19 protein-coding genes are annotated in these 25,947 nt (G+C 69.3%); 2 read left to right on the top strand and 17 right to left on the bottom strand.

Annotated elements, in window-relative coordinates; genetic code table 11:
* The 17 genes from ABNF93_RS04760 to ftsY all read right to left on the bottom strand — a co-directional run bounded on the left by ABNF93_RS04760 (position 1) and on the right by ftsY (position 24,504).
* Positions 1 to 1,182: a Wadjet anti-phage system protein JetD domain-containing protein gene (locus ABNF93_RS04760; RefSeq protein WP_349326287.1), complete on the bottom strand. Its 1,182-nt coding sequence runs from the start codon at positions 1,180 to 1,182 to the stop codon at positions 1 to 3.
* Entirely contained in the window at positions 1,179 to 4,583 is a 3,405-nt protein-coding gene (locus ABNF93_RS04755) for an ATP-binding protein (RefSeq protein ID WP_349326286.1), read from the bottom strand. Before ABNF93_RS04755 ends, ABNF93_RS04760 begins: the two co-directional genes overlap by 4 nt.
* Positions 4,580 to 5,284 carry a DUF4194 domain-containing protein gene (locus ABNF93_RS04750; RefSeq protein WP_349326285.1) on the bottom strand — a complete coding sequence of 235 codons (705 nt, stop codon included), beginning with the start codon at positions 5,282 to 5,284 and terminating at the stop codon, positions 4,580 to 4,582. Before ABNF93_RS04750 ends, ABNF93_RS04755 begins: the two co-directional genes overlap by 4 nt.
* Positions 5,281 to 6,777 carry a DUF3375 domain-containing protein gene (locus ABNF93_RS04745; RefSeq protein WP_349326284.1) on the bottom strand — a complete coding sequence of 499 codons (1,497 nt, stop codon included), beginning with the start codon at positions 6,775 to 6,777 and terminating at the stop codon, positions 5,281 to 5,283. Before ABNF93_RS04745 ends, ABNF93_RS04750 begins: the two co-directional genes overlap by 4 nt.
* A gap of 68 nt (positions 6,778 to 6,845) precedes the next feature.
* On the bottom strand, positions 6,846 to 7,928 hold the full coding sequence (locus ABNF93_RS04740; protein ID WP_349326283.1) for an amidohydrolase family protein: 1,083 nt from the start codon (positions 7,926 to 7,928) through the stop codon (positions 6,846 to 6,848).
* Positions 7,929 to 7,939: 11 nt separating this feature from the next.
* On the bottom strand, positions 7,940 to 9,544 hold the full coding sequence (ffh, locus tag ABNF93_RS04735; RefSeq protein WP_349326282.1) for a signal recognition particle protein: 1,605 nt from the start codon (positions 9,542 to 9,544) through the stop codon (positions 7,940 to 7,942).
* 105 nt (positions 9,545 to 9,649) lie between these two features.
* On the bottom strand, positions 9,650 to 11,983 hold the full coding sequence (locus ABNF93_RS04730) for a [protein-PII] uridylyltransferase (protein WP_349326281.1): 2,334 nt from the start codon (positions 11,981 to 11,983) through the stop codon (positions 9,650 to 9,652).
* Between the two features lie 4 nt (positions 11,984 to 11,987).
* Positions 11,988 to 12,326, bottom strand: coding sequence for a P-II family nitrogen regulator (locus ABNF93_RS04725; RefSeq protein WP_349326280.1), 339 nt, complete (start codon positions 12,324 to 12,326; stop codon positions 11,988 to 11,990).
* Entirely contained in the window at positions 12,323 to 13,675 is a 1,353-nt protein-coding gene (locus tag ABNF93_RS04720) for an ammonium transporter (RefSeq protein ID WP_349326279.1), read from the bottom strand. Before ABNF93_RS04720 ends, ABNF93_RS04725 begins: the two co-directional genes overlap by 4 nt.
* Positions 13,676 to 13,949: 274 nt before the next feature.
* Entirely contained in the window at positions 13,950 to 15,329 is a 1,380-nt protein-coding gene (pabB, locus tag ABNF93_RS04715; RefSeq protein WP_349326278.1) for an aminodeoxychorismate synthase component I, read from the bottom strand.
* 72 nt (positions 15,330 to 15,401) lie between these two features.
* A complete protein-coding gene (locus ABNF93_RS04710) occupies positions 15,402 to 16,736 on the bottom strand; it encodes a BtrH N-terminal domain-containing protein (protein ID WP_349326277.1) in 1,335 nt (444 codons plus the stop codon).
* 254 nt (positions 16,737 to 16,990) lie between these two features.
* Positions 16,991 to 17,254, bottom strand: a complete 264-nt coding sequence (locus tag ABNF93_RS04705) for a thioredoxin family protein (RefSeq protein WP_349326276.1) — start codon at positions 17,252 to 17,254, stop codon at positions 16,991 to 16,993.
* Complete coding sequence (locus ABNF93_RS04700) at positions 17,209 to 17,733, bottom strand: MerR family transcriptional regulator (protein ID WP_349326275.1); 525 nt, start codon at positions 17,731 to 17,733, stop codon at positions 17,209 to 17,211. Before ABNF93_RS04700 ends, ABNF93_RS04705 begins: the two co-directional genes overlap by 46 nt.
* 88 nt (positions 17,734 to 17,821) lie before the next feature.
* On the bottom strand, positions 17,822 to 19,483 hold the full coding sequence (ggt, locus tag ABNF93_RS04695) for a gamma-glutamyltransferase (protein ID WP_349326274.1): 1,662 nt from the start codon (positions 19,481 to 19,483) through the stop codon (positions 17,822 to 17,824).
* On the bottom strand, positions 19,480 to 21,303 hold the full coding sequence (locus tag ABNF93_RS04690) for an ABC transporter substrate-binding protein (protein ID WP_349326273.1): 1,824 nt from the start codon (positions 21,301 to 21,303) through the stop codon (positions 19,480 to 19,482). Before ABNF93_RS04690 ends, ggt begins: the two co-directional genes overlap by 4 nt.
* A gap of 620 nt (positions 21,304 to 21,923) precedes the next feature.
* Positions 21,924 to 23,234: an aspartate aminotransferase family protein gene (locus ABNF93_RS04685; RefSeq protein WP_349326272.1), complete on the bottom strand. Its 1,311-nt coding sequence runs from the start codon at positions 23,232 to 23,234 to the stop codon at positions 21,924 to 21,926.
* Positions 23,235 to 23,301: 67 nt separating this feature from the next.
* Entirely contained in the window at positions 23,302 to 24,504 is a 1,203-nt protein-coding gene (gene ftsY, locus ABNF93_RS04680) for a signal recognition particle-docking protein FtsY (protein ID WP_349326271.1), read from the bottom strand.
* A 177-nt stretch (positions 24,505 to 24,681) separates the two neighbouring features.
* On the opposite strand from ftsY, the gene ABNF93_RS04675 reads away from it, so the two are divergent.
* Both ABNF93_RS04675 and ABNF93_RS04670 read left to right on the top strand, forming a co-directional pair.
* Positions 24,682 to 25,356, top strand: coding sequence for an RNA polymerase sigma factor (locus ABNF93_RS04675; protein ID WP_349326270.1), 675 nt, complete (start codon positions 24,682 to 24,684; stop codon positions 25,354 to 25,356).
* Positions 25,356 to 25,673 carry a hypothetical protein gene (locus ABNF93_RS04670; RefSeq protein ID WP_349326269.1) on the top strand — a complete coding sequence of 106 codons (318 nt, stop codon included), beginning with the start codon at positions 25,356 to 25,358 and terminating at the stop codon, positions 25,671 to 25,673. The genes ABNF93_RS04675 and ABNF93_RS04670 overlap by 1 nt, the downstream gene beginning before the upstream one ends.
* Positions 25,674 to 25,947: the final 274 nt, after the last annotated feature.

The following is a 25,947-nucleotide window of genomic DNA, read 5'->3' as shown; positions in this document are numbered from 1 at the left end:
CTACGCCACCCGCCGCGAGATGCTGGCAAGCGCCCGGGTGATCGCGGCGTAGGAAATCCGCTCCTGTTCCAGTCGGACGCCCGTGCCGAAGGTCTCCTCGACGAGATCGCGGTAGAGCGCGCTCTCCGCCTGGGTCAGGGCGTCGAGGCTGGTGACCACCTGCTTCGCCTCACTCGCCCACTGCCCCTCGTGGGCGAGGAGCGTGGCCCGATCCATCAGCATCGACCTGGTGTGGGGGAACCGGCGCCGCAGCCGGTCGAGGATTGCCAGGCCATGCGTGTCGATGTCTCCCCAGTAGATCAACTCGCGGTCGGCGAGCCATTCCTGACCTTCGAGCAGCGATACCGCGTAGCCCCCACCGAACACCGCGATCGCGTCCGCGACGTCCGGGAAGGCGAGATAGGTGATCTCGTTCTCGATCACGTAGCACGCGGTGCACTCCAGCGGCGCCGACGCGAGTTCCTCGGCCCGGACCGTGATCTCGCTGAACCCACCGCGCAACCGCTCGCCACCGAGGGCGCGGATCCGGAGATAGTCCGGTCGCCGGCGGAATCCGTAGCGCCGGGCAAAGTCCGACGGTGACCGTGCACGGTCGACGCGATCCTCGGCGAGCTGGTGGTCGAGCAGCTCGGCCAGCACCGCGCGGTGCCGCTCCACGAACTTCGTGTCGACCCCGGGAACGTCGATCTGTCGTACGTACATCTCGCCGCTCGGGTGGGCGTCGATCCAGCGGACCGTCTCGACGATCGCGGGCCAGTCGCTCTCCAGCGGGAGCACTTTCAGCGGGTGCGCGATCATCCAGGCGACGAGACGCGGTGCCCTCGACCGCGCATCGGCCACGAGATCGGCGAACGCGGCTGCCTCCCGTTCGACGCCGAGCACCGCCCAGAGTTGGTCGTAGGAATCGATCCACGCCTTCGCCGGCAGCTCGTTGGCGCCGATCAGCCGACCACCGACCCGCCGATGCTCGATCCGGAACCGCCGGCCGGCGCGCCGCCACGAACGGGCCCAGTCCTGAACCTTGGCGAGGTCTGCCCCCAGCTCGCTGACCGCGGGTCCGCGCACGGACAGCCCGAAGGGCTCCCACGGGCGTCCCTCGCCGTACGCCGACAGGAACGTCCCGGCGTCCCAACGGCGTCGGAGTTTGCGCTCGACGTCCGCCGGAGTCGTCCAGGCGCTCACGCCGGCCGGTCCAGGCCGGTCAACGCATGGGCACGCCGGCGTTCGTGGTACTCCTCGATCGTCAGGCACTGCAGGCGCGAGTGATCGCCTTCCCGGGTGTTGTCGACGAAACCGACGGCGGCGACGTACGGCTCGATCACGTGGATCTTCTGCAAGGGCGTCACGATCAGGAGCTGCAGCCCGAGCCGCCGGAAGAGGGCCAGAGCGAACCGGGTCGACTCGTCCGAACCACGGCCGAACGCCTCGTCGATCACGACGAACCGGAACGCCTTGGATCGGACCGCACCCCACTCGAGCTTGAACTGGTAGGCAAGCGACGCCGCCAGGATCGTGTAGGCGAGCTTCTCCTTCTGCCCACCGGACTTGCCGCCGGAGTCGGTGTAGTTCTCGTGCTCGGTGTCGTCCTCCCGCCAACGTTCGGAGGCGGTGAAGACGAACCAGTTGCGGACGTCGGTCACCTGCCTCGACCAGGCACGGTCCGCCTCCGTCTGCCCCTCCCGACCCTGGAACCGCTCGATGATCCGTTTGACCTGGAGGAACTTCTGCTCGGAGTACTGGTCGGACTCGTCGCCTGCCACCGTGCTGTCGGTGCACGCCCGCAACTCGCTCCGGAAGTCGCGGATCTCGGTGTTGGGCGTCGGGTGGTGCTCGAGCCGGATGAACCGACCCGGGTTGTAGTCGATCCCGACCAGGGACTCGTTGATCGTGTCGATGCGTTCCTTGATCAGCTCGACCTGCTTGTTGAGCTGGGCCTGGAAGCTCGCGATGTCGCGGATCGTGTTGGTGTTGAGGTACCGCTTGAACTCGGCCTCGAACCGCGGGAGGTCGTCGTCGTCCAACCTCCGGTGGAGGTCGCGGTACTCGTCCGCGGCGAGGACGGAACTGTCGAAGTCGGCGGTCTCCAGCGGGTGGTTCTGACGGAACACGCTCATCTTCGTCACCGCCCGGTTGGCCGCCTGGCTCTGCCGGGTCCGCCGTGACTCGACCTGGTCGGTGAGGGCGCGCGTGGTGTCGGCGACGGCGCGGTCGCAGTCAGCCGGTGCGACCAACATCGTCGCGTCGACCCGCTTCTCGAGCCGGTCGAAGAACTCCCTCGAGGTCTCCAGGTCAGCCGCATGCAGGACCTTGTCGTTTCGGCCGAGGGACTCATAGGCGATCTCGACTTCGCGGTCGAGGCCACCGATCGTGTGCTCGAGCGCCCTACGCCCCTCCTCAGCGGTACGAATCTCTGCCTTGAGGGTCTCGATCTCCTGCCCGATTCGCTCCAGCTCTCCCGACGCCTGCTCGATGCGGCGCTTCTCCGCCGAGAGACCGTCGACCCGTCGTACCAGGTCATTCCAGTCGAGCTCGGAGTAGTCGGCGAACTCGGCGAGCTTGCCCAGCACCGTCCGGCGTTCGATCACGGTGTCGAGGCTCCTGTCGAGCCGCGTGCGCTCGGCACTCAGCTCATGAAGGCGGCGTTGGACCTTGGCGGCCCGCTGGAGGAGCGTGTCGACCTTCTGCTCGTTGGTCCAGCCGAGGACGTAGGAAGTCCGGTCGTCGATCCTGCTTCGGTCGTCCTTCTCGTGACGCCCGCCCGCGCCCTTGATCTGGCCGGTCCTGGTGATCGCCCGCTGCGCCCGCCGGAACTCCTCCATGGTCTCCACACAGGCGTAGCCCGCGCGGTGAGCGAGCTCCTTCTCCAGCCAGGGATAGAAGTCCGAGTCCTTGATCTCGAGCTTGGCGAACAGCTGCTGCTCCGCCGCACCCGGCTCCGGCGGGGAATAGGGCACGACCGCCCGCGGGACCCGGTAGTAGATCAGCCGGGCGTTGAGATGGTGGTCGTTGATCCAGTCCGACACCAGTCGGTAGTGCTCGTCCGGCACGAGCATCGACAACCCGAACGGCCGGAGCAGCCGCTCGGCGGCGCCCTCCCACTCCGACCATTGCGGGCGCACCTGGATCAGCTCACCGGCGAAGGGCAGTGTGGCCTCGTCCACCCCGACCTCTCGGCAGAGCCGGTTCCGCAGCTCGAGGCTGTGTGCCGGGAGGTTACTGCGCCGCGACTGCAGGCTCCGGAGCTCCGCGTTCAGCTCGGCGGCCTCCTCCGCCAGCGCCTTCTGGTCGACGGCGACCTCGGTGATCCGGTTCTGGGTGTCGGCGAGTGAGCCGCCGGTGCTGGCGGACTCGGCCAGGATCTGCTGCCGTCTCGCCGGGAACTGCTCGGCATGCTCGACGCCCGTCAGCCCGGCCTCACCCAGAAGTTCGTTGAACCGCTGCCACTTGGCATAGCGGGCCGCACGGGCCTGGTCCGCCTCGGCGATCTGGCGTTCCAGCTCGCCCAACCGGTCACCTCCGTGCCCGGCACGCTCGAGCAGCAGGCTCTGGTGTTTGTCGTACAGCCCCGCGAGGTCTCCGCTCACCTGCTCGAGGTCGGCCCGCCGACGCGCGGTCTCCTGCTCGAGCATCGCGATCTGCTCCTCGAGCAAGGCGGCCTTGCGAGTGGCGAAAAAGTACGGAACTGCTGCGCGTTCGCCTTCCAGGGAACCGATTTCGGCACCGAGCGCGTCGTAGGCGTCGCAGTCGGCGAGCAACGGCTCGAGCTCTTTCAGCTGGTTTCGGGCCTTGACGACAGCGTCGTGGGCCTTGGTGAGATCGTCGAAATGCGCGACCAGACGCTCGATCCAGTCCTTCGCGTCGAACGGCTCGAGCATGTGGGTGCGGACGAACTCGTTCAGGTTGCCGACCGACTTCATCGAGACGGTCTGGTGGAAGAGCTCCATCGCCTGCTCGGACTCGATACCCAGCTGGCGGCGAAAGTGCTTGCCGTAGTCGGGGAAGTGGTCGAAAAGTCTGACTCCACTCCCCCGCAGGCGCTTTCGAAGGCTGGCGATATCGCTGCCGAAGTCGCTGAAGTCGGCCTCGACCGACAGTGCCCGGTCGGCAATGGCGAAGAACCTCTGTGGCTGGCCATGGTTCTGGTCGGTCATCCAGAAGACCTGCGCGAGCGTGACCGTCGAGTCGTAGCCCTCGTTGCCGAAGACCCCGAGGATGACCGAGAAGTCGCCTGGTTTCCGCAGGCTCACCGGGCGGGAGCTTCCGGTCGTCTCACTGCGTTCGGACTTGTAATAGCCGAGTACGTACGACCGGAGGCTGCGTTCCCTGGTTTCGGCACCGGCGGCCTTGTTGTAGGAGATCCGGTTGGCGGGGAGCAGCAGTGTCGTGACGGCATCGACGAGGGTTGACTTGCCGGAACCGATGTCGCCGGTGAGCAGGGCGTTGTCGCCGCGCAGGTCAAGCACCCACACACGGGCGTCGAACGTGCCCCAGTTGAAGATCTCGAGCCGTTCCAGCCGATGACCTGTCCGCGGGGTGCCCGTGCCGGCGTTCTCCAACTCGACCGCGCTGAACAGCCCCGTCATCCCTCTCCTCCGCCCCTGCCGTTACCGCCACCCTCGGCGCCACTCTCGCCATCGGCGTCGCCGTCGGTGGTACCGGCTCCACCGCCAAGCTGTGCCGCATAGGCCGCGATGCGTTCGTCGAAGTCGGCGAGCCACTGACCGTCGACGAATGCCTTCAGTATTCGGCGTACCTCGTAGTGCGGCTCCTGGTCCTTGGTGCGGCGCAGGAAGCCGAGGTCGGTCACCCGCGTGATGTGCGCGTCGATCTGGTCGACGAGCCGAGCCTCGTTGCTCCCGTCCGGCAGGAAGACACGCACCATGTCGACGATCTGATCGCGGCTCAACACGAGTTTGGAGTCTGCGTTGCGGGCATCGAACTCGGTGAGCTTCTTACGGAGAAGCGCCAGTAGCAGGCTGACGTGGAACGACAACGAGCGCCGGGCGATCAGCCGCGGGATCGCCTGGCCGTTCTGCGCGTTCTGGGCGTTGTCGTCGTCGAGGTCGGGCTTCGAACGCAGGAACGCGTAGCCCTCGGCTTCGTCGATGACGACGGTGAGCCCCAGGACGCCTACGTAGTCGCGTACCTGCGGCTGGAGCTGGAGCAGGTGTCGCCACGGGATCTCGTGGGTGTCGCGGTAGACGACGCCCTTCATCAGATGCGTCACCGCCAACGAGAGACTGGGTTCGGCCGTCCCGGGTCGCCGCGCAGGGCTCACGCTCATCGAAGGGCCCGTTCCGTCGCGTCGGTTGTCCGCACGAACGTCACGCGCGGGAGGCTCGCGACCCGTTGCTGGCCGTCGGCGTCGATCCAGTCGACTTGCTCCCTGACCTCCTCGTCGAACACGACCGCGAAGGAGTCGTCGGCGAGCGACAGGTAGGTGACGAGTTCGGCAAGTCCCTGCTCGAGTGGGTGCTCACCGATGACGTCGCAGAGCCCGACCTGGGCACGCTGCTGCAGGCAGCGCCGGACACCGAGCGAGAGCCGGGTCGGATCCACGAAGACCTGGTTGAAGAGCGCCGACGGGTCGAAGTCGCCCTCGCCGCCTTCGACCCTGCTGTCGATCGGGGCCTTCGCCGTCGGTGTGTAAAGCGGGCGTTCCATCGGCAGGTTGACCGTGGGGGCCGTGCCGTCGATGTCGAACGTCAACGGCGGGACGCCGTGTGCGCGCAGCCGCATCGCGCTGGACTCGATGCTGTGCAGGAGGTCCATCACCCGGCGGTTCTCCAGCCACGCCTGATCGTCGAGGAAGCGGCGGAGCTGGTCGGACAGCAGGCGGACGGTCGCCTGGGTGCGTTCGCAGGCGTCGAGCCAGTCGTAGTGGATGTGGCGCATCCGGGGGTCGCGGTCGTCGATCGCCTCGAGCTGCTGGACGCGTTCGAGGAGGTCGGTGAGCTCGGCCTGCCGCCGCGGGGAGAGGAGGAAGTCGTAGAACGCCTGGAAGCTCTTGCCCTGATCGGACTCGGCGATCGCGTGACGGTTGCCAAGCACCTCGTCGAGCAGTTCCCCCTTGGCTCCGCTCCAGCCCGCGACCCGCTCCCGCAGCGCCCGGTCGAGCGAACGGAAGTTGGCCTCGACCTCGCGGAAGTCGGCGAGCAACTCGCGCGCGGTAGTCGCGAACTGCTGGTAGCGGTCGCGCTGGGCGGCCGGTTCGAGCACGTCCACGTTGCCCTTCTCCACCTCGGCGATCTCGACGTCGATGGCGTGCCGGCGCCGCCGCAGCTCGGCGAGGCGGACCTCGGGATCGTCCTCGGCGCCATAGACCATCTGCCGGAGCAGGTCGAACAGCGTGTTGAGGCGCGACTCGGTGCCGACGAACGCCCTGGACCGCAGCGTCGCCACCCATGACAGCGCCTTCTCGACCGCGGGGGTGGCGTCGAAGTGTGGTTCGTCGGACCCGGCCGGGTAGTACTTGCGGAGCCACCCGGCCTCCGGCGCCGCCCAGTCGTCGAGATAGGCCGTCGCGCGGCGGGGGAAGGTCTCAGGGCCCAGGCGTTCGTTGAGGGCGTAGAGCTCGTCGTCGAGCCGGCTGGCAAGGGCCGAACTCGAGATGGATCGGATGTTGTCCTCCACGAACACCTTGGCCAGGAAGCTGAGGATGAGCGGGGCGTGATCGGCACGCAGCAGCTTCCACGCCGAGCTGTGTCGGCGAAGCGTCTCGATTTCGTCGAAGGACACCGCGCCCCACCGTCCGTCGCCGTCTGACCGATCCCTCATGTTCGACCCTCGTGTACCGACCGTCATGAATCGACCCTCATGATAGGGACGGCGCAGGACAGATCCGCTCAGGCGACGACGGCGCCACGCAGGACGATCCGGGTGGGCGCGGCGAGCGCCCGGAGATCGTCGAGCGGATCGGCGTCGTAGACCACGAAATCGGCCGGCGCGCCCTCGGTCAGACCGGGATTGGCACCGAGCCATTCCCGGGCCCGCCAGGAGCCGGCGGCGAGGGCGTCGCGCCGCGTGAGCCCCACCCGCTCGTGCAGCAGGCGGATCTCGGTGGCGATGAGCCCGTGCGGCAGCACCCCGCCCGCGTCGGTCCCCGCGTAGATCGCGACGCCGGCCTCGGCAGCCGCCCGGAGCGTGTCGTCGACCCGGTCGTAGAGGGCACGCATGTGGGACGCGTAGGCCGGGAACTTCGCCTCGCCCTGGTTCGCGTACTCACCGAAGTTGTCGAGCTGGCGCCGGGTGGGCACCAGCGCGACTCCGCGCTCGGCCATGGTGCTGATCAGGTCGGCTGAGAGTCCGGTGCCGTGTTCGAGGCAGTCGATGCCGGCCGCGAGCAGGTCGGGCAGGGCGTCCTCGCCGAAGACGTGCGCGGTCACCCGGGCGCCCATCTCGTGCGCCTTGGCGATCGCGGCCGAGAGCGCGTCACCCGGCCAGCAGGGTGCGAGGTCGCCGGCGTCGCGGTCGATCCAGTCGCCGACCAGCTTGACCCAGCCGTCGCTCCGGCGCGCCTGCTCGGCCACGGTGTCGACCAGCTCGTGCGGCTCGATCTCCACGCCGTAGTTGCGGATGTAGCGCTTCGTACGCGCGATGTGGCGGCCGGCCCGAATGATGTGCGGCAGGTCGTCGCGCTTGTCGATCCACCTGGTGTCCGCGGCACTGCCGGCGTCGCGCAGCAGCAGGGTTCCAGCGTCGCGGTCGGCCAGGGCCTGCCGCTCCTGCTCGTCGGCGGGGACGGCGCCGTGGGCATCGAGGCCGACGTGGCAGTGGGCGTCGACGAGACCGGGTACGACGAAACCCTCGGCCACCGTCTCGGCACCCGCCACCCGGGTGGAGGTGATCCTGCCTCCGACGACGTAGAGATCGCGGTAGTCGCCTTCGGGGAGCACGACCCCGCGTACCCGGAACGGTTGGGTACTCATCCGTGCCGCGCTCACTTGCCGTCTTTCCCCAGCATGTCGCGAAGCTCCTCGGGGAGCTCGAAGCCGTCCGGCACCTCCGCCCGGCCCTGACCCTGTCCCCGCATCAGGTCGGCGATGTCGCCGCCGAGCGCGGGCATGGTGGGCTCGGGCTCGACCGCCTCCTGGGCGGCGATCGCACCCTGCCGGGCCCGCTTGGCGGGGTTACCGGAACGCCCGGAGCGCTGTTTCTTGCCGCCCTTGCCCTTCTTGCCCTTGCGGTTTCCGCCACCGCCACCGCCCATGCCGGGGATCCCGGGCATTCCGGGGATCCCCTTGCCCTGGCTGAGCTGGCTCATCATCTTGCGCGCCTCGAGGAACCGCTCGACCAGCAGGTTGACGTCGTTGACCTTGGTGCCCGAGCCGTTGGCGATGCGCAGCCGGCGGGAGCCGTTGATGAGCTTCGGATCCTCCCGCTCGGCCGGTGTCATCGACCGGATGATCGCCTCCACCCGGTCGAGCTCGCGGTCGTCGAGCTGGTCGACCTGGTTGCGGATCTCGCCGAGGCCGGGGAGCATGCCGAGGATCTTCGACAGCGAGCCCATCTTGCGAACGGCCTGCATCTGGGCGAGGAAGTCCTCGAGGGTGAAGCCACGCTCGGTCTTGAGCTTCTCGGCGACCCGGTTGGCCTGGTCCTCGTCGAACGCCTGCTCGGCCTGCTCGATGAGGGTGAGGACGTCGCCCATGCCGAGGATGCGCGAGGCCATCCGATCGGGGTGGAAGACGTCGAAGTCGTCGAGCTTCTCGCCGTTGGACGCGAACATCACCGGCCGGCCGGTGACGTGGCGTACGGACAGGGCAGCACCACCGCGAGCGTCACCGTCGAGCTTGGCCAGCACCACACCGTCGAAGCCGACGCCGTCGCGGAACGCCTCGGCGGTCGTCACGGCGTCCTGGCCGATCATCGCGTCGACGACGAACAGGATCTCGTCGGGCTTGACGGCATCGCGGATGTCGGCGGCCTGCGCCATCATCTCCGCGTCGACGCCGGTCCGACCCGCGGTGTCGATGATCACGACGTCATAGAGCTTGCTCCGGGCGTGGTCGACGCTCTGCCGGGCCACCTCCACCGGGTCGCCGACGCCGCTGCCCGGCTCCGGCGCGAACACCGCGACGCCCGCCTGCTCGCCGACGACCTGCAGCTGCTGGACGGCGTTCGGGCGTTGCAGGTCGGCGGCAACCAGCACGGGCTGGTGACCCTGGCCCTTCAGCCATCGGCCCAGCTTGCCCGCCAGCGTGGTCTTACCGGCACCCTGCAGACCGCAGAGCAGGATCACCGTCGGCGGCGTCTTGGCAAACCGCAGCCGTCGCGTGTCGCCGCCGAGGATCTCGATGAGCTCCTCGTTGACGATCTTGATGACCTGCTCGGCCGGGTTGAGGGCCTGGTGCACCTCGGCGCCCCGGGCGCGCTCCCTGACCCGTCCGATGAAGTCACGGACGGCCGGCAGCGCGACGTCGGCCTCCAGCAGTGCGATGCGTATCTCACGACATGTCGTGTCGATGTCGGCATCGGAGAGCCGGCCCTTGCCGCGAAGCCGCTTGAAAGTTGCCTCGAGGCGATCAGAAAGTGTGGCGAACACGGTGACAGTCCCGGTCCTTGCTCGGCGGGTGGGGTCCTGGCCAGGGTAGCCGTCTTGTCCGGGTTCGATGGAGCGACCACCACCAGCGACCCGACGAAACCTCTCTCAGGTGAGTGTCGTCGCGAACGAGTCGAGGAGTTGGGCGAGGGCGGTGTGGCCGAGCGGTCCACCGTCGGGTCCCGTCAGATAGATCACGTCGACGGCCTCACCGGCCCAGGTGCTGACGTGCGCCGAGCGCACCGAGGCGTCCGCAGCCGCCACCGCCGTACAGATCTGGTGGAAGAGTCCGGGTCGGTCGTGGGCGCGGATCTCCACCACCGTGGCGGTAGCCGACGCGCCCGGCACCACGCGGACATCCGCGGGCGCCAGAGGGCTGCGGTGGTTCGCGTCCAGCCTGGACAGCCGCTCGGCAAGGTCGCTGGCTCCCGCCGAGCTGGACAGCGCGGCGGCCAGGCGTTCGCGCAGGATCGCCGCGTCGGGCGGGTCGCCGACGACGGCCCAGATGGACACGCCCACGCCGTCCACGGTCTCGACCGAGGCGGACTGCACGGACAAGCGGGCGAGAGCGAGTACGCCGGCCACTGTGGCGAGCAGGCCCACCCGGTCGGGCGCCACGGCGGTCAGGCAGGTCGTGTCCGACCGTACGGGAGAGCTGGGCTCGACAACCACGTCGAGCCGGCCCCGCTCGGCGAGGGCGCGCTGCCAGTGCTGGAGCGGCTCGGGAACGGGCAGGTGGCCGCGTTCGAGCTGGCTGCGGACGCGGACGACGAGCCTCGCCAGCAGTCCGGCCCGCCACGGCGTCCAGGCGGCGGGGCCGGTCGCCTTCGCGTCGGCCTCGGTGAGCGCGGCCAGCAGGTCGAGGAAGTCGGCGTCTCCCACGGCGGCGGCGACCCGCGCGATCGTGGCGGGATCGTCGAGGTCGCGCCGGGTGGCGGTCTCGATCAGCAGGAGGTGCTGGCGGACGAGCCCGACGAGCGTGTCGACGTCGGCCGGTGTGAAGCCCCACTCGGCGGCGATCTTGCCGGCGAGCACGGCACCCCGCTCGCTGTGACCCTCACCCTCCCCCTTGCCGATGTCGTGCAGCAGCGCGGCCACGAGAAGGAGGTCGGGCCGGTTCACCCGGCGGACCAGGGTCGCCGCGTGTACGCAGGTCTCCAGCAGGTGCCGGTCGACGGTGTGGCGATGCACCGGGGAGTATTGCGGTGCACAGCGCACCCGCTCCCACTCCGGCAGGACGCGTCCGATCAGGCCCGCCTGGTCGAGCGTCTCCCAGACCGGCAGCAGGTCATGTCCCGCGCCGAGCAGCGCGGTGAACAGCCGGCGCGCCTCGGCCGGCCAGGGGACCGGGAGCCTCGCCCGGCTGGCCGCGAGTCGCTCGGCCGTGTGCGGCGCGAGCAACAGCCCCCGGTCGGCGGCAGCGTACGCGGCCCGCAGGGGCAGCAAGGGATCCGAACCCCACCGGGTGGCGGAGTCGGGAGCGAGGACGACCTCGCCGTCGACGGCCGCGACGCCGGGGGCGAGCGGCGTGAGCTGCGGACCAGGCCGAGGCCGCGTCCTGCCGACCCGGCGACCCGACCGTGCCGCCAGCCCGCGCCCGGCCCGCCGCCAGGCGATGTCGGCGGTGTGGCTCATGGTGCGCCCGAGCTGGTAGACGTGGCGCAGGAGCGCGTCCCGGTCGGCAAGGCCGCAGCCCTGGGCGACGTCGGCCTGCAGGTCGGCCAGCAAGCGGTCGGTGGGCTTGCGGCCGGCAACCTGGTGGAGCACGTCGCGGACGTCCAGCAGGTCGGCGCGCATCCGCGCCAGCGCCGCGTGCGGGATCTCCACCAGCCACGTCGCTGCCAGCGCCCGGAGGACAACGCCATCGCGAAGTCCGCCGCGGGCCTCCTTCAGGTCAGGTTCGAGCAGGAACGCCAGCTCGCCGAACCGATCGGCCCGCCGCCGGCAGCTCTCCTCGAGCTCGGGCAGCCGCTGCCGCGCGCTCCGCCGCCATCCGGTGAGCAGGGTCGTCCGCAGCTTGATCGTCAGCGCGGCATCACCGGCGACGTGCCGCGCGTCCAGCAACGACAGGGCCGAGCGTAGGTCGGAGTCGGCGGCTTCCGTTGCCTCCTCGAGCGTCCGGACACTGTGGTCGAGGGGCACTCTGGCGTCCCAGAGCGGATACCACAGGCCCTCGGCCACGGTGGAGACGTCGGGGCAGCGTTCGTCGTCGTAGAGCAGAAGGACGTCGAGGTCGCTCGCGGCCGAGAGCTCGCCCCGGCCGTAGCCGCCCAGGGCGACCACCGCGACACCGCCGCCGGCGGTCTCGTCGGGCAGTGCAGCGGCGAGCAGGTCCCGCAGACGCGCGTCGGCGGCATCGGTGCGCTCCGCCCGCGAGCGGCTGACCGAGGTCAGTCGCTCGCGCTGCGGTGGTGCGTCAGCCGATGCCGCCGTCGACGTCAAGGCCCTACAGCGCCTCCTGCCCGCTCTCGCCGGTACGTACCCGGATGACGGTCTCGACCGGGACGACCCAGACCTTGCCGTCGCCGATCTTGCCGGTGTGGGCGCTCTTGGTGACCACATCGACGATGTCCTCGACGTCGGAGTCGTCGACGACGATCTCGACCCGCACCTTGGGCACCAGGTCCACTTCGTACTCCGCGCCACGGTAGACCTCGGTGTGGCCCTTCTGCCGGCCGTAGCCGCTGGCCTCCGTGATGGTCATACCCGAGACGCCGAAGGCCTCGAGAGCCGCGCGTACCTCGTCGAGCCGGTGTGGCTTGATGACCGCTGTCACCAGCTTCATCGGGCCACGCTCCCTTCCTTGTTCCCAGCCGCGTCGGCGGTAGCCGGTACGGCGCCGTCGGAGCCTTCTTTGGTGAGGACGTGAGCGCGGGAGCCGCCGCTGATCGTCGAGAAGTCGTACGCCGTCTCCGCGTGCTCGGCGAGGTCGATGCCGCTGACCTCGTCGTCGGTGCTGACCCGGAAGCCCATCGTCTTGTCGATGACCTTGCAGATGACATAGGTCAGGACGAACGAGTAGACCAGAACCGCGCCCGCCGCGATGACCTGCTTCCACAGCTGGGTGAAGCCGCCACCGTAGAGCAGACCGTCGACGCCCGCCGGCGCCACCGCCGCGGCGAGGAACCCGATGAGCAGGGTTCCGACCAGGCCGCCGACGAGGTGGACGCCCACCACGTCGAGCGAGTCGTCGTAGCCGAACTTCGACTTGAGCGAGACCGCTAGTGCACACAGCACGCCGGCCGCGACACCGACAAGGATCGCGCCGATCGGTGTGACCGCGGCGCAGGCCGGTGTGATCGCCACGAGTCCCGCCACCGCACCGGACGCGGCACCGAGTGTCGTCGGTTTGCCGTCCCGGATCTTCTCCACGAGCAACCAGCCGAGGACCGCGGCGGCCGTTGCCACCTGCGTGTTGATGAACGCGACCCCTGCGGCACCGTTCGCGGCCACTGCCGAACCGGCGTTGAACCCGAACCAGCCGAACCACAGCAGGCCGGCGCCGAGCAGAACCAGCGGCAGGTTGTGTGGACGCATCGGCTCCTTGCGCCAACCGATGCGCTTGCCCAGGACCAGGGCGGCCGCGAGACCCGCCGCGCCGGCGTTGATGTGGACGGCGGTACCACCCGCGAAGTCGAGGGCCTGGAGCCGGTCGGCGATCCAGCCGCCGTCGCCGTCGTTGAAGAAGAAGACCCAGTGCGCGACCGGGAAGTAGACGATCGTCGCCCAGGCCACGACGAAGACGATCCAGGCGCTGAACTTCGCCCGGTCGGCGATCGCGCCCGAGATCAACGCAACGGTGATGATGGCGAACATCGCCTGGAAGGCGACGAACACCGTTGAGGGCAATGTGCCGGACAGTGAGTCCTCGCCCAGCAGACCCCTCAGGCCGACAGCTTCGAGGTTGCCGAGGAGGCCACCTCCGATATCGGTCCCGAACGCCAGCGAGTAGCCGTACAACACCCACAGGATGCTGACGACGGCAATCGCGGCGAAGTTCATCATGAGCATGTTGAGTACGCCCTTGGCCCGGACCATGCCGCCGTAGAACAAGGCGAGTCCAGGTGTCATCAGTAGGACGAGGGCGGAACTGGCCAACACCCAGGCGGTGTCGCCTGCGCTGAGCTCGGGCATCGCTTCTCCTCGCGAGTTCGTCCGAACCTTCGGGTGATGCTCTCGTGGTGGAACCCGACGGTGGGCCCACCGCGGCCACGGGGCGCCGGCCCTGTTCCTCCAGGTACCGGGGCCACCCGCGGATGGATCTGGCAAGCGTGGTCTGGCCGTGTTTCGCAGGCTGCCGCCGTATGTTGCGGACCGATGACGGAAGGCCGGTCCGATGTGAATTCCGTGTGAACTACGCTCCGCCACCAACCGGGTGCGAGGGCCCGAAAGGGACGATCGCGGAGTGTCAGACCCGGCCCGCGAGCGCCCGCAGCGGGACCGCCGCCTTGAGCAACATTTCGTCGTACTCCTCCCCCGGGTCGGAGTCGAGCACGATCGCCCCACCTGCACCCACCGTGAGCAGACCGGCATGGACGACGGCGGTACGGATGACCACGCTGAGGTCGGCGGTGCCGGCGAGTCCGAAGTGTCCGACCGCGCCGGAGTAGACGCCCCGGGGGCGGTCTTCCAGCTCGTCGAGGATCTGCATCGTCCGTAGCTTCGGAGCACCGGTCATCGACCCCGGGGGGAAGCACGCGCGGACCGCCTGGACCGCGCTCACGTCGGCGCGCAGGCGGCCGCGGACCGTGGAAACCAGCTGGTGCACGGTGGCGTAGGACTCGACGGAGAGGAATGCCGGAACGCTGATCGTGCCGGGCTCGCACACGCGGCCGAGGTCGTTACGCAGGAGGTCGACGATCATGAGGTTCTCGGCCTGCGTCTTCGAGCTCGTCGCGAGTTCCTTGCACAGCAGTGCGTCGATACCGGGGTCGGCGGCGCGGGGCGCCGTCCCCTTGATCGGTCGCGACTCGGCGTGACGCTCCGCGTCGACGGTGAGGAACCGTTCGGGCGAGGCCGAGAGGACGTGGGCGTCTCCGAGCCGTAGGTAGGTGGCGTAGGGCGCGGGGTTGATCCGCCGTAACCGCCGGTAGAGCAACCATGGATCCGCGTCGCAGGGCAGCTCCACGGAATTGGTGAGACAGATTTCGTAACTCTCACCGGCCCGCAACCGGTCAAGACAGGTTTCGATGTCGGCGACGTAACGGTCCCGCGGACGGACGAGCCATGGTTCGGGGTCCACCCCGGCGGCGGGTTCCGACCAGTCCCCCTGTGGTGTCGCCGCGCGGGACAGGTCCCGCAACCGGGCGAGAGCGCCGTCGATCCACCGCGGCGGCTCGCCCGTGGTCGCCAGCTCGCACACCCAGGTCCGCGCGTCGCGATGGTCGACGACGACGAACCTCGTCGCCGACATCCAGGTCGCATCGGGCAGCGGGGCCCGGTGGGAACTGGCGACGCCCTCGTACGCCTTCAGCTCATAGCCGAGGTAACCCACGTAACCGCAGGCGAGAGCGGGCGGCAGACCGTCGGGCACACGGACGGTCCGGGCGGCGAGCCGGCGTTCGAGGGCGTCGAACACCGTGTCGGCGCCCCGGTCGGTGACCCTGGCGTGCAGGACGTCGCCGTGCGGACCGCCCGCGTCTCCGAGCAGGGAGTAACGGGCGGGGCCGGCCACGAGGCTGCTGTCCAGCCAGAAGGCCCACCGGCTGGCCCCGAACAGGGCCTCGAACGCCTGCTCGGCGTCCACCTCGCCGGCCAGCTCCCGGCAGTGGAGGACCCAGCTCGTCACCGCACCAGGCTACGGAGTCCCGCGGGCGGCCCCGGTGCGCACCTCGGCGTGCACCACGTCGACGCCGCTGACTCAACCGGTAAGGACGTCGACCGCCCGGCGTTCGAGGTCGGTCGCCTGCTCGACAAGTCCCGCCAGCCGGTCGAGCAGCTCGCGCAGGACCGCCTCGCCCGGCGGCGCCGCGGCGTAGGCGTCGGTGAGCTCGTCGACCCGCGAGGTCACCGCCCGGATCTCCTCGGCCGCCCCACCGTCGAGCAGCAGTCCGAGCCGTTCCTCGACCATCGCGTCGTACGCGGCGAGTGCCGGCAGCTCCGCGGGCAGCGCCGCCGCCGCGAGCGCCGACCACACGTCGCCCGAACGCCGGAAGAGATCCGCAGCCTCGAGGTAGGCCGGATCGTCGACGACCCCGGCGGCCTCGGCCAGGAAGTCGGCGTACAACGGCCGCGTCGCGCCCGGCCCGGTGTACTCCACCTCCAGGCAGTCGTGCAGCCGGCGGACACCGGCGAACAAGGCCCGGGGGTCGGCGAACCTCACCGCCCACCCGGTCTTTCCGCAGGGATCGGCGAGCTGTTCTGCCAGCCTCCGCATCCCGGAAAAGCCGAAGTTGACGTCGAAGGTGTTACCCAGGACCGGCCCCGCGAGGTGCGCGCAGGTGGTGGCGACCGCATCCCGCACGGCCGCCGCGAGGTCGACCGGCTGCTCCGGCGCGACCACGGCCAGCATCGCGTGCCGCCCCCTGCGGTGGGCGGCCCACGCGGCGAGGAACTCCGGCAGCGGCAGCGACCAGGGCCGCACGCTCTCGTCGTCGAGCAGCACCCGCTCCTCCCCACCCTCGTCGTCGAGACCACAGACGAGAACGTCGTACGGGTCCGCGTAGCGCTCGCCACACGCGAGTCCGTGCCAGGGCAGGCCGGCACGGTCGACGGTGCAGAGCGCCGGCTTTCCGGCGGCCAAAGCGGCGCGGAGGTTCCGCTCAGCGGTCCGTGCGCTGGACGTCCGGAGGCTTTCCGCCGGCGTGCCGATCCGGCGGAGCGCCGCCGGGACGAACGGCTCGGGGTGGTGTCTGGCGACGATCGTCATCGTCGGCAGCTCGCCGGCGTAGGAGAAGACGGCGTACATGAAGCCGATACCGCCGGCGAGCCCGGCGAGCATGGCCTCGGTGTACGGCTCATTCGTGTGTGGGGCCCGGACGCCCACGGCGTCCAGGGCATGAGCCAGCGCCGCCGACGCGTGATGCTGGCCGCCACCGAACCCGCGGTAACCGGGAAGCAGACCCGGGTAGGTCGCCGACGTGACGGTGTTGAGGGACGCTTGGGCGAGAACGTGTCGCCGCGCGGTGGTGTAGGACTCGTTGGTGCGGGCCATCCGAGCCCGGACCAGTCGCTTGAAGGACCGGCGTACGGTCATGGTTCGACCTCTCCTGACAACCCGCGCGCACCCCACGCCTCACCCGGGCCGCCGGACAGGGTTCCACCATGGACGGTGACATCGAACACCGGTGACCAGACCGCCGTCCCGAGGACACGTGTCCCCTTCGCCTCCGCGAAAGCCGGGCGGCGTGGGCGCGCGGTCAGGAGGTCTGGCGCAGGACGGCGCCGAGACACAGCCTAGTGCCGCCGGTCACCACCGCGTCCTCGGGAGCCCTCGCGTTCCGCGGCGGCTCAAAGGCCCAGCGGCTCCCTGAACTCAGCGATCAGCCGCGCCTTCGACCTGGCACCGACGATCATGTGCACGAGCTCGCCGTGCCGGTAGACCTGCAGCGTCGGGTTGGCCCTGACCTGGCAGGCGGCGACCGTCTGCGGGTTCTCGTCCGTGTTGACCTTCGCCACCGTGATCCGGTCGGCATGCTCGGTCGCGATCTCCTCCAGTACGGGCGCGATCATCCGGCAGGGAGGGCACCAGGCTGCCCAGAACTCGACGAGCACGGGCCGGTCACTGGCGAGAACCCGTTCGGCGAAGTCGGCGTCGGTGACGGTGACGGTGTCGGTGACGGTGTCGGTGACGGTGTCGGCGCTGGCGACGGGACGGTGCGGCATGGCTGGTCTCCTGTCGTACGACGAAGGGCGCTGGCGAGCTGCGCCTCGACCCGGGCCCGGGTGGCCCGAAGCCGGTCGATGCACCCGTCGAGCTCGGCGAGCTTGCGGCGGTAGACCGCGACGGAGTTGGGGCACACGTCCCCCGCGTCGTTGCCGGCGCGCAGGCACTCCACGAAGGGTCGGGTGTCCTCCAGCGAGAACCCGATGGCGAGGAGCGATCTGATCTCGGTGACGATCCGTTCGTCCGCGCTGCCGTAGTCGCGGTAGCCGTTCGAGCTCCGGCGCGCCGCGAGCAGGCCCTGAGCCTCGTAGTAACGCAGCGCACGGGTGGTCGTGCCGGTCCGCTCGGCAAGCTCTCCGATCCGCATCTGACCTCCTCACCAGCGACCGTAGACCTTGACGCCGACGTCAAGGCCAGTCGTGGCGAGCGGTATTCCCGCGCGAATGGCGGGGCCCTCAGAACCCCAGGACGAGGCCCTCCTGGCGGGGGTCGGATCCACCGGCGAGCACGCCAGTGTCCGGATCACGGGCGATGATCTGCGCGCCGCTCAGACAGCTCCAGTCCCCGTCGACGACGATCGTGTGACCGCGGTCGCGAAGCGACTGTGCGTACTCCTCACCCACCCGTCCCTCGAGGGTCAGCTCGAATCCGGTCGCCGGCCCAGAGCCGAAGCCCGTCGAGCTGAACCACAGCGGCTGCTCGACGGTCTGCTGGGCGTCCCAGCCACCGTCGACGAGACCGACCACGGTCTGGAGGTTCCACTGCGGCTGCCGGTCGCCGCCCGGCGTACCGCCCGTGACGACCAGCTGGCCGGCCGGATCGGCGATGAGGTAGCAGTTGAGCGTGTGCATGGGCTTCTTGCCGGGCGCGTAGACGTTGGGATGACGGTCGTCGAGGGAGAAGGCCGACGCGCGGTTGTTGAGCACGACCCCGGTGTCGCCGGCTACCACGCCACTGCCGAAGTTGGCGGCGACGGACTGGATCAGCGACACCATCATCCCGTCGCCGTCGACGACGTTCAGATAGGTCGTGTGCCCCTCGTCGAACCTGCCCGCCGAGATGTCCGTCTGGGCCCGGTCGCCGATCCGCGCCGCCCGCCGCGCGGCCCAGTCCTTCGACAGCAGCTGGTCGACGGGCGACTCGCCTGCCGCCGGATCCTTCAGGTACGCATGCCGGTCGGCGAACGCCAGCCGGATCGCTTCGACCAGCAGGTGCGTGGCGGCTGCCGTCCCCACGCCGAGCGCCGGCAGGTCGAAGCACTCGGCGATGTTGAGCGCCTCCAGCAGGATGATTCCCTGGCTGGGCAGGGCCGTCTGGAACACGGTGTGGTCGCGATAGGTCGTCGAGAGCGGCGCCGACACGGTCGTGCGGTGGTCGGCGAAATCGGTCGTACGCAGAGCACCGCCGACCTCGGCGAGGTACGCCGAGATGCGTTCGGCGATCTCTCCCTGGTAGAAGACGTCCGCACCTCCCGCCGCGACAGTCTCCAGCGTCCGCGCGAGGTCCTCCTGCCGGAAGACGCTGCCAGGCTCGGGCGGATGGCCGCCGGGCAGGAACACCTTCGCCGACGCCGGCAGTCGCCCGAGCAGGTCGGCGAACTTCGCGATGAACGACACGAGCACCGGGGAGATCGCGTGTCCCCGCGCGTAGTCGATCGCCGGCTCGACGAGTTCGGCGAACGGCCGGCTCCCCCACTGCTCGAGCAGCGTGAAGTACGCATGGACCATGCCCGGCACCGTTACCGAGAGCGGGCCGTTGGATGGCATGCGTACACCGTCGTGCGCCTGCCGCATCGCCTCGAGGGAGGCGCCACGCGGGGCTATGCCGCTCCCCTGGACCGAGCTCACCCGGCCCGTCCCACCGTTCGCCGCGGGGTCGTGGATCAGGGCGAAGAGGTCGCCGCCGAGCCCGCACATCTCCGGCATGACGACCGCCGCCACCAGTCCGGACGCGACCGCGGCGTCGACGGCGTTTCCCCCTGCCGCGAGCGTGCGCAACCCCGTGCTCGTCACCAGTGGATGCGACGAGGCGACCATGCCGTGGCGCGCGAAGGCAGGTGCGATCCGGCGGCGGGGCCAGTCGAAGGGTTGTCCGTCGGTCCGTGGAAACCCGATCACTTGGCGCCTTTCGCCGGGGTCAGCCGTCCTGCGTACATCAGCATGATCGTGAAGTTGTCGGCGTACGGTGAGTTCTGCAGGATCGGATCGCTGTCCGGCGGCCACTTCCCGGCGCGCTCACCCTCCAGGCACGGATTGTTTCCGTACCTCTCGAACAGCGGGATCATCGGCAGCAACTCGTTGAAGGCAAGAGCGATGTTGGTCACGCTCTTCTTCTGCGCGGCCTCGTCCAAGCCTTCGCCCGCCTCGATCACAAGCCTTTCGAGGTCGACCTCGCCGAGCGCCTTCGTGGTCTGCTCCAGCTCGAACCCCATGCCCCGACCGCCCTGGTTGGCCGCGACCGGGATGTTGTGCGTGAACAGATCCTGGACGAACGCGAAGTGGGGGTGCGGGTGGGCCGACGTCCCCCACGCCTGGATCGCGAGGTCGAAGGCGCCCTTGTCGACGTCGATCGGCTGCTGCGCCTCGGTGACGCCGCGCGCGGTGACGGCGATGCCGAACGCCGAGAGCTGCTTGGCGGCGTTCTGCCCGGCGGCGGACCAGTCGGCGTACTCCGCCGGGAAGCTGAGCTCGTAGCGCGCCGGCTCACCGTCCGGTGTCAACCACTGCTTGCCGTCCTTCGTCCAGCCCGCCTGGGCCAGCAGGTCGGCGGCCTTGTCCTGGTCGTAGGAGTACTTCTCCAACCGGTCCTGGTCCTGCGTCGAGAGCCACTCGGGGACGAGGTTGTCGGAGAATCCGGCCATGTACTCGACACCTACGCCGGAGTCGGCGAGGGAGACCTGGCCGTTCTGGTTCCGGTCGATCGCGTGGGCGAGCGCCTGCCGTGCCCGGACGTCACCGAACTCCTTCAGCTTGTCGAGGTTCATGAGCAGCGCCGGGCCGGAGTACACCGGCGGGCGGATGATCCGGAACCCCGTCTTGATCATCTGCTTCTCGGTGGCGACCGGGAAGCCGTGGGTGGCGTAGTCGAGATTGCGGGCCAGCACGATCGGCGTGATCGTCGGTGTCTCGCCGTTGAAGACGACCACCTTGTCGAAGGCCACCTTGTCCGCCGCGTACCCCTTGGGGTTCTTGACCAGACTCAGCTGCGCGTTGGTGATGCTGTCGTAGTCGTAGGTGAACGGGCCGGAGGCGATCGCCTCCTTCGGCCGGTACGCCTGGAACTCCTCGTTGAGCTTCTTGCCCTCGGGCGTGTCGAGGTCCTTGCCGTCGGCGAAGAGCTGCTCGGCCTTGCGCGCCCACTCGCCGTAGGTCGCGTCGGAGTGGAGACGCTGACGCAGGACGTAACGTTCGACGACGGTCGAGGGCTTGCGCATGGTGAGCACGACCGTGTGGTCGTCGGGTGCCTCCACCTTGTCGATGTACTCCCAGAGGGAGTTGCGCATGATCCGCAGGCACCAGTACGTCGTGAGTGCGTCCCGGCTCGTGATCGGCTTGCCGTCGCTCCACGTGAGTCCCTTGCGGAGCGTCATGGTGAACGTGCTCGCCGCCTCGTCGGTGTTCCACTTCTCGGCGAGCATCGGCTCCCAGGTCTGTTCCTTCCACCGGAACATCGCGCCGGGAGCGAGGATGAGGTCGATGTAGAAATGGTCGCCGAGAATCGAGTCGGTGACGCCGTCCATGAGGTTGAAGTGACCCTTCGGCGGCACCTGGAACGCCGTGCCGCCGTGGAACTCGGCGACCTGCGCACCGGCGCCGGAACCGCCACCGCCACCTCGTTGGCAGGACATGAGAAGCCAGGCCGTCGCGCCGGCTCCGGCGAGTTGAAGGGCGTGCCGCCGGGAGATGCGGGTCTCAGACCGCGGTTGTGATGAGGTCATGGCGCCCGATTGTGTCGCTCCACGCCCGATATCGAAAGCTTACGAGCAGGTTAGGCCAGCATCGGACAGCGCCGGCTTCCCTTTGTGCACAAGGCTTTTCCAGCGTGTGCCGGGGTTAACCCGCAAGTGACTCCATCCAGTGATCATGACGCTGATCAACGCCGCTGAACCAGACGGTGACCAGTGCCGCTGAGCCATGGCGCTGACTACGCCGACCACGACGCGACGGTGATCATGACAGAGACCATGAAGCGCAACGGGGCCATGTGCCCGAACGCCTTCATGTGCCCGAACGTCTTCATGATCACGCAAGCCGCGGCTATTCCGCTGCCACTGGAAGCGAGCTTCGCCGGAACGCGACGCCAGCGCCGGCCGCCAAGGCGACGCGGTGTGGCCGACGCCAGACCTCCCATGATCATGAAGCCAGACCGGACTGTGAAGGCAAAAGGGGCCAGGTGTCCACACAACCTTCATGATCACGATCATGATCACAGAGCTCAATCGACCACGAGGGGGCAGCGCGTCCCCGCCGCCCGGTCGTCCCACCCGCCGCCCGGTCGTCCCACCCGCCGCCCGGTCGTCCCACCCGTCGCGGCGGCGGGCAAAGGGTGAGCGAGGCGCTAGGCGGGGATAGCCGCGCTGTTCACAGTGGCGAGCGCATCGGCCAGGATTCCTAGCCCTTCGTCGGCCTCGTCCTCGGTTAGCGTCAGCGGTGGGCCGAGCCGGATCACGTTGCCGTGCAAGCCGCCCTTGCCCACCAGCAGACCGCCGCGGCGGCACTCCTCCATGACGAGACCGGCCACCCGAGGGCTCGGCGTCGTACCACCCGGCTCGACGAGCTCGATCCCGATCATCAGCCCCTTGCCGCGCACATCGCCGACCACCCGAAGCTCGTCGGCGCAGGTACGCAGGCCGCTCAGCAGCTTGCCGCCCACCTTGGCGGCGTGGGACTGCAGATCGTGGTCGAGGATGTAGTCGAGCACGGCGTTGCCGACGGCCATCGCGAGCGGGTTGCCGCCGAACGTCGACAGCGAGTTGGCGGCCAGCCCGTCCATGATGTCGCCGCGCGCCACCACGCCACCGATCGCGAGCCCGCCCGCGGCGCCCTTCGCGAACGTCATGAGGTCGGGCACGACATCGTGCGCCTGGTAACCCCAGAAGGAGTCGCCGGTACGCCCCCAGCCGGTCTGGACCTCGTCGGCGACCAGAAGGATGCCGTAGTCGTCGAGGACCTCCTTCATGGCCGCGTACATCCCGTCGGGCGGGACCGTGAACCCACCCACACCCTGGATCGGCTCGACGATCATGCAGGCGACATCGCCCGCGGTCGTGGTCAGGAGCACGTCACGCAGGTCCTCGACACACGCCTGGATGTAGTCGGTGTCGTTCAGGTCCCGGAACGGGCTGCGGTAGCGGTAGCCGCCGTGGACCCAGCTGACGTGCACCGGGGAGAGCGACGAGGTGCCCCAGCTCCGGTTGCCGGTGATGGCGACCGTCGCGAACGCCCTGCCGTGGTAGGAGTTTCGCAGGGCAATGACCTGGTTGCTGCGCCGGTGATGGGTGGCAAGGAGCAGGGCCGCTTCGTTGGCCTCGGTGCCCGAGTTGGTGAAGAAAACCTTCGCGTCGGGGATGCCGGACAGTTGGGCGATCCGCTCGGCGTATTCCACCTGGGCCCTGCCGAGATAGGCGGTCGACGTGTGCAACACACCGCTCGCGAGCTGGCGTTGGACCGCGGCGTTGATCTCGGGTACGCCGTAGCCGAGGGAGTTGGTCAGGATGCCGGCGAAGAAGTCGAGGTAGACCTTGCCGTCGCCGCCGGTCAGCCGGCGTCCCTCACCGCCGACGATCTCCAACGGCTCGTCGTAGTAGAGCGCCATCCACGCGGGCATAACCTCGCGGTGGCGGGTGAGCAGGTCCTTCTCGTCGCCCATGTCGGGTCTTCTCCTCGCTCCCAGTCTCGCGTTCAGTCTCGGGCTCGGTCTCGGGCTCGGTCTGGCTTCAGTCGCCGAGCAGCGCGTCGACGAAGGCTTCCGGTTCGAACGGGGCCAGGTCGTCGGCACCTTCGCCCAACGTCACCAGCTTGACGGGTACGCCGAGCTCGCGTTGCACAGCAACGATGATTCCGCCCTTGGCCGTGGTGTCGAGCTTGGTGAGGACGATCCCGGTGACGTCCACGACCTCGGCGAAGACCCGCGCCTGTGTCAGACCGTTCTGGCCGGTCGTCGCGTCGATGACGAGCAACACCTCCGAGACCGGAGTCTGCTTCTCGACCACCCGCTTGATCTTGCCGAGTTCGTCCATCAATCCGGTTTTGGTGTGCAGGCGGCCGGCGGTGTCGACGATCACCACGTCGACCTCCTGCTCGATTCCGGCCTTCACCGCCTCGAACGCCACGCTGGCGGGGTCACCGCCCTCGGATCCCCGCACGGTGGGTACGCCCACCCGGTCGCCCCACGTGGCCAGCTGGTCGACCGCCGCCGCGCGGAACGTGTCGGCCGCACCGAGGATGACGTCCTTGTCCTCGGCGACGAACACCCGCGCCAACTTGCCCACAGTGGTCGTCTTGCCGGTTCCGTTGACGCCGACGACGAGAACGACCGCCGGCATCGCTTCGGTGCGTACGACATGAAGGGAACGGTCGAGGTCAGCGCCCACCAGCGCGACCAGCTCCGCGCGCAGGATCGCCTTGGCCTCCTGCGGGCTCGCAACGCCCTCGACCCGGACGCGGGTGCGGAGGTGCTCGACCAGCTCCTGGGTGGGACCGACGCCGACGTCGGCGGCGAGCAGGGTGTCCTCGATCTCCTCCCAGGTGGCGTCGTCGATGCGGTCCCGCGAGAGCAGGGCGAGCAGTCCCTGGCCGAGCGTCGACTGCGACTGGGCGAGTCGCGACCGGAGCCGGACCAGCCGGCCCTGCACCGGGGCGGGGCGTTCGACGACCGGCGCGACGGGCTCCTCGAGCGCGAGCTCATCTGCGCTGACGGCACCGCCCTGCGGGGGGTGCGGCCGGTCCGTGGCGGCGGGTGGGTGGGAGTCCTCGCGTTCGTCCGCGAGGCCGACACCGTGCCCACCCCGCGGCGGGGGGCCCTGCTGCTCCGGTGGCCGGGTGGCGGCGCCCTTGCGGCGGCGACCGCGGGCCAACAGGCCGACGATCACACCAGCGAGAACGATGACAACGACGATGGCGACGACGACGTACTCCACGGTCGTTCATACTCCCAGACCGCACGCCTGCCCGCAGGCACCGCCCACAGTCGGGGGCCCACAGTCTCACGGCCCGAGCTGATATCAGTCGCAGAACTTTGTCCCATGTCCACACGGCTCGCCGCCGGCTTGGGGTTCCATAAGGGTGCGACGCGATCGGGCCAGGGGGGAGGCGCCGTGACCGACACCGATGTCGCCTCGCTTGTCGAGGCGGTTCGGTCAGGCGACCGGGAGGCGTTCACCCCCCTGTACCGCGAGAACGTCCGTGCCGTGCACCTCGCCGTCCGCGACCAGCTCCGCGATCCGGAGCGGATCGCGGACGCCGTGCAGGAGACATTCGCGCGCGCCCTTGCCTCGTTGGACAAACTCCGCGACCCCGAACGATTCCGGCCGTGGCTGTTGGCAATTGCCCGACACACCGCGGTCGACATCCGCAGACACCAGAACCGCGTCGGGCTCGAGGAACTCAACGACGATGATGTCGTCACGTCCGACACAACTGACCCGGCCGAGCTCGCAGCCCTACGGGACATGGCGGCGTTGGTCAACGGGCTCGTCATCGGACTCTCCCAACGGGACGCCCTCGCCCTGAGCCTGGTGACCCTCGGATTCGAGGTTGCCGACGTCGCCGCTGCCCTGCGGGTCAAACACGGCGCGGCCAAGGTGGTCCTGCATCGCGCCCGGCGCCGGTTGCGGGCCGCGTTGGTCCTACGCCTGCTGGCCGCGGGCGCCGGCATCCGGTGCCCTGAACTCGGGCCGATCGTCAACGAAGGTGGCACCACCGCGGGCGCGCGACATGCCGAACGCTGTCCGTTGTGCGAGGAAACGGCGCGCCGGGCGATCTACGGTTGATGGCGAGGTTCGTGGCGATCTCGTGGTTCGCCCGCATTCTCGCTGATACCAGGATCGCCGCAGAGACCGGTGACTCGCAGGTCCGAGCGTCGCAATGCCTGAGTGAGGCTCTCGGGCAGCCGCTGCGGATCCCAGTGGGTTGCCGGAATGTCCTCACCGAGATCTTCTTCTGCGTACGCCTGTGCGACACCTGGCGCGAGAAGGATCGCCAGCAGGGCACGCTCCTCCCCATCCAGCTGCGTACGCGTGAATTCGCGAAGCTTCTGGACGAGGCGGGCGGCAGCGTCGGCGTCGATACCAACATTGTCGCGCAGTAACCCCTTTTGGTTACGCGAGGTTCTGTCGGGCGGCTGGAGGCGTACCACGGCGGCCTCTGAACAAGGGCGGCGGTGTAACCGGATGACGCCGGCACCGACCTGCCTCGTGGGTGGTGCGATCCCGGGTCGGGGCCAGGGGGTGGGTCCTGCCGCAGGTCGATCGTGGCCACCCGGCAAGGGGGGAGGCGGATCCGCGAGTGGGCTGGGCGTCCAGCACCTTGCGGATCCGCCCACCTCGAGCGGCTGAGCGCTCAGCACCTTTGCCGATCCACCC

The organism is Actinopolymorpha sp. B9G3 (assembly GCF_040120725.1).
Lineage (GTDB): Bacteria > Actinomycetota > Actinomycetes > Propionibacteriales > Actinopolymorphaceae > Thermasporomyces.
This window is presented reverse-complemented; position numbering and strand designations above follow the sequence as displayed.

What these genes read in the sequence shown, in the direction of transcription:
- ABNF93_RS04755 (WP_349326286.1), bottom strand. Translation starts at nt 4,583, where the DNA reads ATGACGGGGCTGTTCAGCGCGGTCGAGTTGGAGAACGCCGGCACGGGC.
- ABNF93_RS04750 (WP_349326285.1), bottom strand. Translation starts at nt 5,284, where the DNA reads ATGAGCGTGAGCCCTGCGCGGCGACCCGGGACGGCCGAACCCAGTCTC.
- ABNF93_RS04745 (WP_349326284.1), bottom strand. Translation starts at nt 6,777, where the DNA reads ATGAGGGATCGGTCAGACGGCGACGGACGGTGGGGCGCGGTGTCCTTC.
- ABNF93_RS04740 (WP_349326283.1), bottom strand. Translation starts at nt 7,928, where the DNA reads ATGAGTACCCAACCGTTCCGGGTACGCGGGGTCGTGCTCCCCGAAGGC.
- ABNF93_RS04725 (WP_349326280.1), bottom strand. Translation starts at nt 12,326, where the DNA reads ATGAAGCTGGTGACAGCGGTCATCAAGCCACACCGGCTCGACGAGGTA.
- ABNF93_RS04720 (WP_349326279.1), bottom strand. Translation starts at nt 13,675, where the DNA reads ATGCCCGAGCTCAGCGCAGGCGACACCGCCTGGGTGTTGGCCAGTTCC.
- ABNF93_RS04710 (WP_349326277.1), bottom strand. Translation starts at nt 16,736, where the DNA reads ATGACCGTACGCCGGTCCTTCAAGCGACTGGTCCGGGCTCGGATGGCC.
- ABNF93_RS04700 (WP_349326275.1), bottom strand. Translation starts at nt 17,733, where the DNA reads ATGCGGATCGGAGAGCTTGCCGAGCGGACCGGCACGACCACCCGTGCG.
- ABNF93_RS04690 (WP_349326273.1), bottom strand. Translation starts at nt 21,303, where the DNA reads ATGACCTCATCACAACCGCGGTCTGAGACCCGCATCTCCCGGCGGCAC.
- ABNF93_RS04685 (WP_349326272.1), bottom strand. Translation starts at nt 23,234, where the DNA reads ATGGGCGACGAGAAGGACCTGCTCACCCGCCACCGCGAGGTTATGCCC.
- ABNF93_RS04670 (WP_349326269.1), top strand. Translation starts at nt 25,356, where the DNA reads ATGGCGAGGTTCGTGGCGATCTCGTGGTTCGCCCGCATTCTCGCTGAT.